Source organism: Roseiflexus sp. (assembly GCF_057785375.1).
The window spans coordinates 60224-72831 of the sequence record NZ_JBYNRX010000035.1 but is presented as its reverse complement, the minus strand read 5'-3'; the positions used below and the strand labels follow the sequence as shown (position 1 = coordinate 72831).

The 12608-nt window shown below is 60.4% G+C and carries 11 protein-coding genes; all 11 read right to left on the bottom strand.

Annotated elements, in window-relative coordinates; translation table 11 throughout:
- Nucleotides 1-11: 11 nt before the first annotated feature.
- The 11 genes from AC3EA7_RS06035 to AC3EA7_RS05985 all read right to left on the bottom strand — a co-directional run bounded on the left by AC3EA7_RS06035 (nucleotide 12) and on the right by AC3EA7_RS05985 (nucleotide 12578).
- The gene (locus AC3EA7_RS06035) at nucleotides 12-1184 is read right to left on the bottom strand and encodes a glycosyltransferase family 4 protein (RefSeq protein WP_488613134.1); all 1173 of its coding nucleotides are present in this window, start codon (nucleotides 1182-1184) and stop codon (nucleotides 12-14) included.
- An 11-nt stretch (nucleotides 1185-1195) separates the two neighbouring features.
- The gene (locus AC3EA7_RS06030) at nucleotides 1196-2332 is read right to left on the bottom strand and encodes a glycosyltransferase (protein WP_488613133.1); all 1137 of its coding nucleotides are present in this window, start codon (nucleotides 2330-2332) and stop codon (nucleotides 1196-1198) included.
- The gene (locus AC3EA7_RS06025) at nucleotides 2329-3330 is read right to left on the bottom strand and encodes a glycosyltransferase family 2 protein (RefSeq protein ID WP_488613132.1); all 1002 of its coding nucleotides are present in this window, start codon (nucleotides 3328-3330) and stop codon (nucleotides 2329-2331) included. Before AC3EA7_RS06025 ends, AC3EA7_RS06030 begins: the two co-directional genes overlap by 4 nt.
- Before the next feature lie 29 nt (nucleotides 3331-3359).
- Nucleotides 3360-4823, bottom strand: a complete 1464-nt coding sequence (locus AC3EA7_RS06020; protein ID WP_488613131.1) for a lipopolysaccharide biosynthesis protein — start codon at nucleotides 4821-4823, stop codon at nucleotides 3360-3362.
- Nucleotides 4824-4913: 90 nt separating this feature from the next.
- Nucleotides 4914-5843, bottom strand: a complete 930-nt coding sequence (locus AC3EA7_RS06015) for a glucosamine inositolphosphorylceramide transferase family protein (RefSeq protein ID WP_488613130.1) — start codon at nucleotides 5841-5843, stop codon at nucleotides 4914-4916.
- Complete coding sequence (locus AC3EA7_RS06010) at nucleotides 5843-7339, bottom strand: O-antigen ligase family protein (RefSeq protein ID WP_488613129.1); 1497 nt, start codon at nucleotides 7337-7339, stop codon at nucleotides 5843-5845. Before AC3EA7_RS06010 ends, AC3EA7_RS06015 begins: the two co-directional genes overlap by 1 nt.
- A 95-nt stretch (nucleotides 7340-7434) precedes the next feature.
- Complete coding sequence (locus AC3EA7_RS06005) at nucleotides 7435-8124, bottom strand: YveK family protein (RefSeq protein WP_488613128.1); 690 nt, start codon at nucleotides 8122-8124, stop codon at nucleotides 7435-7437.
- A 39-nt stretch (nucleotides 8125-8163) separates the two neighbouring features.
- Complete coding sequence (locus AC3EA7_RS06000) at nucleotides 8164-9387, bottom strand: glycosyltransferase family 2 protein (protein WP_488613127.1); 1224 nt, start codon at nucleotides 9385-9387, stop codon at nucleotides 8164-8166.
- Nucleotides 9384-10538 (bottom strand): glycosyltransferase family 4 protein, encoded by a 1155-nt coding sequence (locus AC3EA7_RS05995; RefSeq protein WP_488613126.1) that lies wholly within the window; start codon nucleotides 10536-10538, stop codon nucleotides 9384-9386. The genes AC3EA7_RS06000 and AC3EA7_RS05995 overlap by 4 nt, the downstream gene beginning before the upstream one ends.
- Complete coding sequence (locus AC3EA7_RS05990; RefSeq protein ID WP_488613125.1) at nucleotides 10538-11818, bottom strand: glycosyltransferase family 4 protein; 1281 nt, start codon at nucleotides 11816-11818, stop codon at nucleotides 10538-10540. Before AC3EA7_RS05990 ends, AC3EA7_RS05995 begins: the two co-directional genes overlap by 1 nt.
- 67 nt (nucleotides 11819-11885) lie before the next feature.
- Nucleotides 11886-12578 carry a sugar transferase gene (locus AC3EA7_RS05985; protein ID WP_488613124.1) on the bottom strand — a complete coding sequence of 231 codons (693 nt, stop codon included), beginning with the start codon at nucleotides 12576-12578 and terminating at the stop codon, nucleotides 11886-11888.
- Nucleotides 12579-12608 lie beyond the last annotated feature (30 nt).

Here is a 12608-nt window from a genome sequence, read left to right as displayed (position 1 = left end):
TTCTTCCAGATCTACACCGGAGTGCGGACAGCGCTGGCATTCCTGCCGCTCAACAGGAGCTCATACATTGTCGCATAGCGCTGTGCAACGGCATCAATAGCGTACTGATCCTGAATGCGCCGGCGCGCGTGCACACCCCATACCCGTGTTGCGAGCGCTTCCGCCAATGCCCTCGCCAGAGCGCCAGCATCCTCCGGCGCGACCAGACGCCCGCCTATCCCATCCTCAATCACCTCCGCCGAACCGCCGGCGCGCGTGGCGACGCACGGCAAACCGCACGCCATCGCTTCGAGCAATGCCACCGGCATACCCTCAGTGCGTGAGGGTAGCACGAATGCGTCACAGGCTCGCAGATACGCTGCGGTATCATGTGTGCCGCCAGTGAACATGACAGCCTGTTCAATGCCCAGAGCCTGCGTCTGACGCACGAGATCGTCCCGCAACTCGCCATCTCCCACGATCACCAGCCGTACATCCGCCAGCGTTGCATCACGTTGCGCCCATGCATTCAACAGCACATCCAGCGCTTTGGCGATCGTCAATCGCCCTGCGAAAATGACCAATCGCCCATCCGGCAGACCAAGCCTGCGCCGCAGCGCCATCTGCTCATCGGGCGAGGCCGGCGTGAATCGGTCAACATCCACCCCGTTTGCAATATCCCATATACGCGCTTCCTGGACGCCCATCGTCCGCAACTCATCGTGAATATCACGCGAGATGGCGACGAAAGCGTCACCCCAGCGCAGCGCCGCTGCAACGCGCAATTTCCCGGTCAGCGGGCGCAGCCTGATGAGTTTTGCGACATCACCGCGCGGACCGCGCCCATGCGGATTGATGACCAGGCGTTTTCCCGGCAGCGCACGCGCCATCAGCGCCAGCGTCATTGGCGAAATCATCTGATGGCAGTGCAGAATCTGGTAGCGATGTCGCTCACGCACCAGGAGGGCGAGACCGGCAGCCAGGTAGCTCATGCCAGCAATCGCGCGCCCGCCCTTCATTCCGACGCGATACGTCGGAATGCCCTGAACCTCTTCATATGCCGGCGTTCCGGGATGCGGGCGGGTGACCGCTATCACGTCGATGCCGCGCGCCCGCAGCGCCCGGCTGAGCGCAAGTGTATGCGTTTGCGCTCCGCCGATGGATGGGTAGAAATCGTGCAGGATCATGGCGACGCCGATAGGCATGGCGATGCTCCTCACTGTTGATGCAGGCGAACAACCCGCGTTCGACCGCGTGCTACAGCCAGTGATGTGTATAACTCCTCGTGCCCATGCACATACTGTTCCAGTCCAAATGCACGGCGCACCTTCTCACGCCCGCGCTGGCCAAACAGGCGCTGGCGCTCAGGATGGTCGAGCGCCTCGAGGAGCGCCGCCGCCAGCGCCTCGACATCTCCTGGCGGAACCAGCCACCCCTCGACCCCTGGCGTCACCAGGTCACGGCAACCGCCGACATCGGTCAGCACAACCGGGCGCGCCGCAGCCATGGCTTCGACCGCCGTCACCGGCAAACCTTCCCAGAGCGATGAAAGGACGAAAACATGCGTTTCCGCCAGAATTGCCGGAATATCGTGCCGCAGCCCATCGAATGACACAGCGTGAGCGATGCCGAGCTCCTGCGCCTGCTGGCGCAGCGCCTCTCCTAGGCGCCCCTCGCCAACAAAGCGAAAGCGGGCTTCAGGGCGTTTGTTCAGCACCAGACGCGCAGCGGCGAGCAGCAGATGATGCGCCTTCTGCTCACTCAATCGCCCAATCGTCGTCACCGTCGGCGGAATATGATCGGCGACCCCTTCGGCGATTGCCAGATACGGCATCATCGGAACAGAATTATTGATGGCGACGATGCGTGATGCCGGAATCCCCCATTGGCGCACATACTCCTCGCCGATGCCTGGCGCGACCATCACCAGACGCGCCGCAAGAGTCCGGGCAGTCAGGCGTTGCAGCGCGCGTCGATGCCATTTCTGCTGATCATAGTCGTGTGGAATGTTGTGCATTGTCGAAACGACCGGCGTCCCGGTCAACGCACCGACGACTCGCCCCACAACATCGGCGCCGGTCAGGTGCGTATGGATGACATCGACCTGCCGAGTGCGCACCAGGCGCGCAATTGTCAAAACAACCTTTGGTTCATAGAAACGTCGTGCGCCCACAACGGTCAACGGCAGGCGGGCAGCTTCAAACTCCTGGCGCAGCGGTCCATCGTGCAACGCCACAATATGCCCTTCAAAACGCTGCGGATCGAGACCGGTCATCAACCCTGGCAACAGGCGTTGAGCTCCGCCCAGACACAGCGTTTCGACGATCTGGAGCACGCGCCACCGATCCTTCATACTATCGCTCTCCATTCTCCAGGCGTATGCTGCGCGCCACGCAATCGCAGTTTCTGCAACGGGGTGGCATCAATCAGAGACGTATACCGCTCCAGCCCAAGCAGCGCGCGTACGGCGACGCGCACTTTCTCACGCGACTCTCCGAACGGATAGATGAGCGCCCCTATGGCATGACGGATTTGAACATCTCGCGACATATTGAAATCGACCGCATACGTGGCACGCACCATTTCGATCATACTCCAGGCGCGCAACAGCAGGAGTGGGCGCAACCAGAACGGCTGAAACGCGCCGATCGCACGAAACGCAATCGCCTGCTGCCCGGAAAGACGGCGCCACATATTCTCATGCGCCAGACCGCTGCTGTGCCAGCGGTAGACGCAGAGCGGCTGATGAATGAACCCGATCTCTGCATGCGCTGCGATGCGCGTCCACAAATCCCACTCTTCCGCCCAGCGCATCGTCGTATCGAAGCAACCGGCGGATACCGCCGCCTCACGGCGCACCATCACCTGTGATGGATTGCCGACAATGTTGCGCACCATGACCTCACGGCGCGCACTGACACCCCAAGGCGGACCAAATCGTTCGACAGATCGCCGCCCTTTTTCAATCTTCCACGTCCAGCGATCACAACTGACGAGCGCCACTGCCGGGTGCGCCGCCAGATACGCCGCTTGCATCTCAGTCTTGGCCGGCAACCAGAGATCGTCAGCATCAAGAAAAGCGATCAATTCGCCCTTCGTTTCTTGAATACCACGATTGCGCGCTGAACCGGGACCACGATTCTGCTGATAGATGTAGCGCACCCCCTGTGATGCATAGCGTGCGACCACATGGGCGGTATCGTCCGTCGAGCCATCATCGACGACGACGATCTCATCAGGACGTCGCGTTTGCGCCAGGGCGCTTTCAATCGCATCGGCGACAAAATGCGCTGCGTTGAAGGCAGGAATGATAGCACTGACCCGCAGCTCGGGCATATTACCGAAAGCCATAGAATGTTCCTGCTCCGCAGACAGACAATCTACGAACGCGCCAGCGCATTCCGTACCGCCGTTGTCGCCTCGATCAGCGTTTCACGGCTGAACAACGCCAGCGCAGCGCTATACACCGCAGCGCCAACTAATGCCGGTACAATCAGACCAATGACATTGAGCGGAAGCATCGCAACAACGCTGGCAACCACCAGCGCCATAATGATGGTCGCAGCGACAATTGGCGCGAGCACACGCAGCATGCTGATGAAACGAAAACCGATCACGCGCTGCACGACAATGCTATCGAGCGCAGTAGATGCCAGCGAGAGCGCCACCATCCCCGCAGCCACGCCATTGATGCCCCATTGCGACGCCCCCCAGAGTACGGCCACCACGACCGGCAGCTTGAGCAATGTCAGCTTCGTCAAAATATCAGGACGGTTGATCGATTTGTAAATGATGCCTTGCACATATGCGACTGATGCAATCCCGATCTCGAGTGCAATCAGTTGCATCGGCACAATCGATGGTCGCCACTCTTCGGTATAGAACGTGCTAAAAAAAGCGGGCGCCAGCAGCGCAACCCCGGCTGCCGCCGGGAACGTGAACACTGCCAGGTAGCGCAGGTAACCGAAATACGCCATTTCCAGCTGCCGGGCATCCGCCTGTAAACGGGACAGCATCGGGAACGCTATCATCATGACTGTATCGACCGTGCTGCGAATAAAGAGTTCCGGAATCCGATAGGCGATGGTGTAATACCCGAGAGCGACCCCACCCAGCACACGCCCCACAATGATATAGTCGACGTTAACCATCAACGTGCCAAGCAACCCCACTGCGACAATATTCACGCCAAAGCCAAGCATCTCCCGCGCCACCTGATAGTCGAACATACGACTTGGACGCCATCGGACAATCGCCCACGGAATGATCACTTCTAACAATTTGTTAATCAGTTCTGCAACAACCAGACTCCAGACGCCAAATCCCTGCCATGCCATGCCAATTGCGACACCGGCTTTGATCACATTGCGCGCAATGCCAGGAAGCAGATACGCTTTGAAGCGCAGATCCCGCTGCAACATCGCCATTGGCACCGTTCCCACTCCTACCAGGAGCAACCCGATCGCCAGCACGCGCAGCAACGGCGTAACCTGCGGTTCATTGAAGAAATCGGCAATCAGCGGCGCCAGCGCCCAGGCGCCAGCATACAGCACAATACTGCTCCCGATACTGATGACGAACGCTGCATTCTGCGCCTCTTCGAGCCGATCCCTGCGTGCAATCAGCGCGTGACCGACGCCGACATTGTTGAGCAGGTCGAGAAAACCGATAACGATCGTGCAGTAGGCAATGACACCGAACTCTGCCGGCGCGAGCAACCGCGCCAACACAATCGTGGTGATGAATGTCAGCGCTTTTGTGCTGAGAAACGAGAGAAACGACCAGAACGTGCCACGCATGGCTCGTTTGCCGATCCCCTCGGATTGACCACTCGCCTCAGCCACCGGATCGCTCCTCAGCCCGCAACAGAACAAGCCAATGAACGCGCTTTCACAACCAGACGTCTGGTTGTGAAAGCGCCGGTTTCTGCGCCGTCACGACGTATGGCGCAGATACAGCCGTCTGCGATATCCATCCACGTATGCAATCCACGCACCTTCATCAGTGGAATGGAGATCGAGCGTATGCATACCGCATTCATTCCAGCCGGATCGCCCTGGCTCAAGGAGCGCCGTTGAACTGAATGGACGCTCTATGTAGCGCTCAGGCGTCAGTTCCATTATCTCGAACGCCAGCACCCGCCTGCCATAGTTCTGCGAACAATCCTGCGCCAACCGGATCAATCGTCCGTTATGGCACACCACCCGCCCTGCCGGACGCGCTATTCGCGCATCGCCTGCCACAATCGGGCTGCATGGATGCTCGCGCCAGGGACCATATGGCGTCGTAGCGCCATAGAGACGCAGCGTGTCATTGCGTTTGATGTTGGTTCCGGCGAACAGCCACCAGCGCCCCTGATAGAAGAACGGAGTCGGATCGAGATAATCGTCGTCCTCCAGCAATGTGGCGACATACTCCCAGCGGAATGGAAAGTCAATTGCGCGATACAGCCGCACCTGGCGCTGCGACGCTGTTTCGGGCGTCATATAGTAAGCGCCGTTCCACTCGAATACCAGCGGATACGACAGGTGGAACGGCTCGTCCAGCACAATCTGGCAATATTCCCATTCCCGCCCGTTACGACTGACCGCTACACCGATCTGCCCGCGACGCAGGGTTGCGTGCAACACCTCGAAAAACAGCCACCAGTGATCGTCGGTGCGTACCACGAACGGGTCAGCGACGAACAGCGCCGGCACATCGCGCACATGCGCCGCTGTGAGCACCGGATTGCGCATGCCGGGCAACGGCTGCAATCTATCCAGATCATTCCCGCCGTAGATGCCGATCGCCCAGTCATCTTTGCGCCGCACACGACGCAGCAATGGTAATGCTTTGCGGACGGAGGAGAGAAACGTCTGCATTACCGGTTCACTTTCACCGCCTGATCCGCACGCTCCGCTGCTTCACGCTGTGCAATGACAACCAGCGCAACCGCCATGCCAACCTGCAGCCAGAGCATGTAGCCATACGCGCCGTGCAGAAAGAGCGACGTCACCAGATACCCCAGAAAACCGACCTTCACGGCGACAGAGAGATCGGCCATGCGACGTTCGCCTGCTGCTGCGAAAAGATGTTCGGCTGCTCGTAAGCGCCACCACACTGTCAGCAACAGTCCAAGAAAGACGACCAGGCCGATTATCCCCTGTTCGGCAGCAACTTCGAGATACAGATTGTGCGCATCACGCTCCGTATTCGTGCCGGCGCCTTCGATCTCATTGATGTAATCGCGATAATGGAGACGGTAGTTGCCGCGCCCAACCCCAAAGATCGGATGGTCTGCCGCCATCGTGAGCGCAATCTCCGCTTTAACCGTGCGCCCCTGGATCGAGCCATCAGCATAGGCGCCTGCACTGTTTCCGGGCAACACCTCATCGAGCGTGCCAAAACGCGCGCGGAACTCCGGCGGAGCGACATAGAGCAGCGCGCCAATAAGCGGCAGGATGAGCACATAGCGCGCATCGAGCCGCAAATACATTGCGTAGACGCCGAGGACGATCACTGTTCCAAGATACGCGCCGCGTGAGAAGGTCAGACCAATGGCGGCAAGCAACAGGAGCAAAGTGGCTAATCCGAACGATTTGCCACGCCAGGTTCGCCCGTTCAAAGCCGCCCAGACCGCCAGCGGCACGAGCACGAGCAGCAACTGACCGAAATAATTGGGATCATTCACCGTACCAAACGCGCGCGCGCGGTCGTCCATGGTTGTCGAAATCTGGCGCACCGCCGCCTGCGCAAAGCCCCAGTAGTTGTTGTCGTAGGTTTTGGTCATCTCCTGATAGACCGTCAACGCACTCAACGCTGCGCCGACGATCAACAACCCCCACACGGCGCGCTCGAATGCCTGGCGCGTTATAAGCAGATTGAAGATCAACCCGGCGATGACACAGTCCTTAGCCGTATCAACCAGGCGACTCATCACCGCATCGGTGTCGCGCGCAAACCAGAGACCCGTCGCTCCGACGACCAGGTATGCCAGCATCCACCAGATCACCGGGTCGGACACCAGACCGCGCGGTCGCTCAGAGAGAAATCGCCGCGCCAGCAATACCACGGTCAGCAGGGCAACCATCAGTTTCACAACCGAAGGAATGCCGTGATACTTGATCAGAACGTCGTGGATGTTGCCCCAGTGGATGACCAGCAGCGTCGCCGCGACATACTCCGGCTTGATGAATGCAATCGCAACAACAACGATTCCCGCAATGCCGCCAAAGAGCAACCACACCGGAAGGTCACGCGATACGATCATCCCCGCAGCCATTGAGACGGCGACAACCACGCCCACTTGCAACCAGACATGCTGCCAGAGTTGAGCGGTGACGTGAAGCGGGTTCTTGAATAGACGTTCCAATTGCATACCACCCTCGCTGTGCTGAGTTATGCTATCGACGACCGTCTCAGATTCGAGACGGTGTCGAGCGTGCGTCCTGTTACGAGACCGAGGGTGCTACGTCACTCATCCGTTGACGATGCTGAAGGCGACATGGCCGCCTCAGCCGGTGAAAGCGCCGGCGTCTGCGTGGCGCTCACATCGATGCCCGGCAAGCCGACGCCGCTGCGCAGACTCTGGAGCGCCTGCTCCAGCAGCGCGAATGCCACACCCAGGATCAGACCAAAGACAAAGCCCAGCGTCAGCAAGCGCAGCGGCTGTGGCGCAATCGGCGACTTTGGCGGCATTGCCGGGTCGATCACCTCGACCGCAATCACCTTCTCGTAGTCTTGCCCCACCATATTTCGCGCGACGGTGTTTGCCACCAGCGCCGCAAACGCCGGATCGGCGCTCTGCGCGCGCACTTCGATCAGGTTCGTCTCCGGCGGCGTGATCGTGCGCACCTGCGCAGCAAGCACGGCCTCGACCGGTACGTTGAGTTCCCTCGCCACCTCTTCGTGCATCGACATACTGGTGGCTTTGCGTGCAATAGTGTTGATGACGTTGCGTCGGGTGAGCGCGTTGATCGTGTTCAGAATCTGGTTCGGATCCTCAAGCACCGCGCTCGGTTTCAGTTCGACAATCGTCGATGCCTGATACACTGGTTTCTGCATCAGCACGAAAATCGCCGTGCTCCCCACCGTCAGCGCTGTCGCCAGCACCACCAGCCACCAGTTGCGGATCAGGACGCGAATGAACGTTGACAGACTCATTGATCGTTCTTCCTTTCTTCTCTTCGTAATGTGACAGATTTACGCGGCTCTCTGCTCTGACACACTGCTCTCACGTTCGCGCCGCTGAACACGGTTCCAGAGCGAGGTATGACGTCCGGTTAAAAAACGATACAATCCAACCAGCGCCGCACGATTGCCGTTGACCAGAAAAGCCGGAATGTACAACACTTTGCCCACCATACCTCGACGTTCGTTGCGACCTCCCACCCATGCCAGCGTGTAGAACACCGCCTGCAACGCCAGCATGATCCAATTGAACGGGGGCGCCAGTCGCGCCAGGCCGCCCTGCGATGCCGGACGAACCACCGCCGCCAGATTAGCCAGCAGCGCGCCGATCATCACCAGCGGAACCAGCGGGCGCAGGTATTTATGCGACACGATCTGCCAGACCAGCAACGGATTTGTCAGCGGCAGCATGATGTGCGAATGCCGCATCATCACAAAGCGTTGCGCGACAATCCGCGCCCGGCGTTCCTGCTCATCTCGCGCCGAGGCGGACACCCGCTCGATCGAGCGCGCATCGGGTGCGTACACCACGCGATACCCTTGCTTGAGCACGTGCATGGCGATCGCCAGGTCATCGGCCATGAACCGCGCTTCCGGCGGCAACGGCTGTTCCAGCAGGAATCGCCGCACCGCCATGATTTCGCCCACCGCGCCGGTGCAACTGCCAAGCCGCGTTTCCTGGCGCTTGATGTACGACTCGTACTTCCAGTACAACCCTTCTGAGTCGCCGAGCGCCCCGTCGCCCTTCGCAATGACTTTGGCGCCGGTCACCGCCCCAATGTGCGGATCGACGAACGGCGCCACCAGCGCGCGCAACGCCCCGGCATCATAGAGATTATTGGCGTCGGACAGAACGACAATCTCGCCGCGCGCCTGCGGCAGCGCCCGGACGATCGCCGCCAGTTTTCCGGCGCGCTCCGGGCGATAACTCAGTTCGACGCCGCGATCGGCGAAGTCGGCGACGATCGTCGGCGTGGCATCGTCGGACCCGTCGGCGGCGACCAGGACCTGGAGTCTGTCGTGCGGATAATCGAGCGCCAGGCTATTCTCCAGTTTGGTTGCAATCACCCGCTGCTCGTTGTATGCTGCGATCAGCAGCGTCACCGCTGGCAGTTCGGCAGGCGGCGCAAACGACGGCGATGGACGCAACCGCGCCAGCACCGTCAGCAGCGCCGGATAGCCGGCGTAGACGTACCCGACTGTGGCCACGCAGAACCAGAACAATCGACCGCTCATTGCGCAACTCCCTGCCACCGGTGCAACGCCGCCCGATAGACGGCCTCGGTGCGCTCGAAAAAGCGTTGCCGGGTATACTGCCGCTCAACGGTGCGCAGACCTTCTTTGCCAAGGCGCTGGACCAGATCCGGATTGTCGAGCAATAGCGTGATCCGCTCTGCTAGCGCCGCGCTATCGCCCGCCGGAACCAGCAGACCATTCTCCATCGGACGCACATGTTCGGGAATGCCGCCGACGTTGGTCGCCACCACCGGTTTGCCGCAGGCAAACGACTCGGTAATGACAATCCCAAACTCTTCCTCCAGCGATGGCAGCGCGGTAAAGGTCGCCAGCGCCATGATTGCGACCGCATCGCCACGCGCGCCTGCGAAAATGACATGCTCCGCCACACCCAGCGCCTGCGCCTCTCGTTCGAGCGTTGCTCGTTCTTCGCCCTCGCCCACCAACACCGCCTGCACGTCAGGATGGCGTCGGATCACCTCAGGCAACGCCCGTATCAGGTAGACATGCCCCTTGCGCGACACCAGACGCCCAACGCTCACGATAATCGGCGCATCGCCTCTCAGGTGCAACTCCTTCAACAGTCGCTGACGCTGATCGTTGGACAACGGCGCCGGAATGGTGATGCCAATCGGAATGACCGTGACCCGATCCGGAGCGATGCCGCACGTTTCGACCACGAACCGCTTCATCATCGCGCTCATCGTGATGGCATGCGTTCCAAGGGCAAATCGCGTCAGACTGCGATTTCGCCACGGCACCTCTTGCAGGGTCGTCACCACCGGCACGCTGGTCAGGCGCGCCGCCAGCCGGGCAGCCAGCGCCGCAAAGCGATGGTGCGTGTTGATCAGATCGATCTGCTCGGCGCGAATAATGCGCGCCAGTCTGAGACCCGATGCCAGTAATCCCGGAATATTCGGCGCTCGTTTGCCGGCGCCAAGATAGGGTATCAGCGGCAGCCGATCATAGGATCGCGTGAACCCTGTAATGCGCCTGAGCCATTCGCCGCCACCCGATGCGACCACCACGTGATACCCTGCCTCCGCCTGACTCTCCGCCAGGCGGATCAGGTACTCGGTGGCGCCGCCAATCCCTAGACGCGGACGGACGTGCAGAACGCGCAGTGGATGATGTGGAAAATCTATCAGCATCACGATGCCTCGACGGGTTGCACAGACCGACGCTGTTCCGGCGAACGCCAGTCGCGCTCAAACAGGTCACGCAACTGCTGCGCACTGCGTTCGAGATTGAATTCCTGCAACACCAGTCGCCTGCCAGCCTCCGCCAACCGCTGCCCCAGTTCCCGGTCGGCGTACAGACGCTCCAGCGCGTCTGCCAGCGCCGCTGCATCACGTTGCGGCACGAGCAGACCGGTTTCACCATCGCGCACTAGTTCTGGAATGCCAGAGATCGATGTCGCCACGACAGGAACTTCAGACGCCAGCGCCTCCATCAATGCCACTGGAATGCCTTCCATCTTGCCGTTCGGCATCACCACGCTCGGCAACGCCACAACATCAGCCTGCCGCACCACCTCGCTGACCCGGTGGCGTGGCAGGGCGCCCATCAGGGTGACCTGCTGCTCCAGTGCCAGATGACGTATCTGCGCCTCCAGACGAGGGCGGTCGTCCCCCTCGCCGACCAGCAGGCAGCGGAAGGGAATCCGCCGGTCGCGCAGCCTGGCGCAGGCGTCGATCAGATACCGCTGTCCTTTGTAGCCGGCCAGGCTGCCGACGCAGACGATCGTGAACGGCTCACGCGAATCGCACTGCTCGCGCGGGCGAAAGAGAGTCGGGTCAATCCCGCAGTGCACCACGATGACCCGTTCTGCGGCAATTGAGCCATACAGGTCGATCAGCATCCGGCGGTTGAACTCGGAAATCGCCACGACAAAACCGGCGGCGGCGACCTTTTCGCCCAGCATCGGGCGCTCGACATAGAGATCGTGCGCATGCACTGTAAAACTGTACGGAATGCCGGTGAGCAGGTTCACAACATACGCAAACAGCGCCGGATGCGTCGCATAGTGCGCATGTAGATGATCGACTTCGAGCTCAACCATGCGGCGCGCCGCGTATGCCGCTTTGGGAACGACGACCAGCGCGCGGGAGAGAAACTTTGGCGACGCGAGATTGCCGCGCACCGCGTGCCACCATGCCCGCAGATACGCCGCCGGTCGGCGCACCAGCCAGTAGATCTGCGCATCGAGCGTCGGGCGCGACAGCAACGTGCAGTAATGCGCTCGCTCGACCATCGCCTGCGCGTCGGCATGCTGAACCGGCGCGCGCTCACAGATCAGCGGAAAGATTTCAATCCGCATCCCCTGGCGTTCGAGTGCGAGCATTTCAATCAGAATGAAGGTCTCCGTCAGCTTGGGAAAGCGCGACATCGTGTACGCAACGGTGCGTGGACGCTGCGGGATCCGGCTCATAGGCTCACTCATACTGCTCTCTGTCGTATCACGTTACCGCTGGCGCCGCTCTGTGACCGGAAGCGACTCAGTGCGCTCCACGCCCCTGAAACACTGCCAGGACGGTTCGGATCAGTATCTCCAGGTCCAACCTCAGGCAGCGATGCTCGATATACATAATGTCCAGACGCAATCGTTCATCGAACTCGGTGCTGGCGCGCCCGTACACCTGCCACAAACCGGTCAATCCCGGCTTCACGTCCAGGCGCGCCGTCTGCCAGAGTTGATACGTGCTGGCATCGAACGATGTCGGGCGCGGACCGACCAGGCTCATCTCGCCGCGCAGCACATTGATAATCTGCGGCAGTTCATCGAGGCTGGTCTTGCGCAAAAACTTCCCGACCCGCGTCACGCGCGGATCATTCGTAATTTTGAAATCGGGCCACTGCAATTCATTCAGGTGCGCCAGTTGCTTCTTCAACTCTTCAGCATTCGGCACCATAGTGCGAAACTTGTACATTTTGAAGCGTCGCCCGCCCTTTCCGGTGCGATTCTGCGTAAAGATCACCGGCCCGCCTGGCGACTCGATCTTGATCGCCAGGGCGATGAGCACAAACAACGGCAGAATGACGGGCAGCGCAAGTAACGACAGGCACAGATCCATCATGCGCTTGGCGCGCCGGTAAGCCCGCCCGCGCAACCACTGACGTTCAGGACGGTACCGTTCGATCCAGTCGAGCGTATAGACCGGGCGACTTCGTTTATCGACAATCGTAGCCATAACGTCCTCACACAAAGAACCTCAACACGT

Bases quoted from the DNA above. Each gene is read 5' to 3' on its own strand.
- AC3EA7_RS06035 (WP_488613134.1), bottom strand. From the start codon at position 1,184: ATGCCTATCGGCGTCGCCATGATCCTGCACGATTTCTACCCATCCATC.
- AC3EA7_RS06030 (WP_488613133.1), bottom strand. From the start codon at position 2,332: ATGAAGGATCGGTGGCGCGTGCTCCAGATCGTCGAAACGCTGTGTCTG.
- AC3EA7_RS06025 (WP_488613132.1), bottom strand. From the start codon at position 3,330: ATGGCTTTCGGTAATATGCCCGAGCTGCGGGTCAGTGCTATCATTCCT.
- AC3EA7_RS06015 (WP_488613130.1), bottom strand. From the start codon at position 5,843: ATGCAGACGTTTCTCTCCTCCGTCCGCAAAGCATTACCATTGCTGCGT.
- AC3EA7_RS06010 (WP_488613129.1), bottom strand. From the start codon at position 7,339: ATGCAATTGGAACGTCTATTCAAGAACCCGCTTCACGTCACCGCTCAA.
- AC3EA7_RS06005 (WP_488613128.1), bottom strand. From the start codon at position 8,124: ATGAGTCTGTCAACGTTCATTCGCGTCCTGATCCGCAACTGGTGGCTG.
- AC3EA7_RS06000 (WP_488613127.1), bottom strand. From the start codon at position 9,387: ATGAGCGGTCGATTGTTCTGGTTCTGCGTGGCCACAGTCGGGTACGTC.
- AC3EA7_RS05995 (WP_488613126.1), bottom strand. From the start codon at position 10,538: ATGCTGATAGATTTTCCACATCATCCACTGCGCGTTCTGCACGTCCGT.
- AC3EA7_RS05990 (WP_488613125.1), bottom strand. From the start codon at position 11,818: ATGAGCCGGATCCCGCAGCGTCCACGCACCGTTGCGTACACGATGTCG.
- AC3EA7_RS05985 (WP_488613124.1), bottom strand. From the start codon at position 12,578: ATGGCTACGATTGTCGATAAACGAAGTCGCCCGGTCTATACGCTCGAC.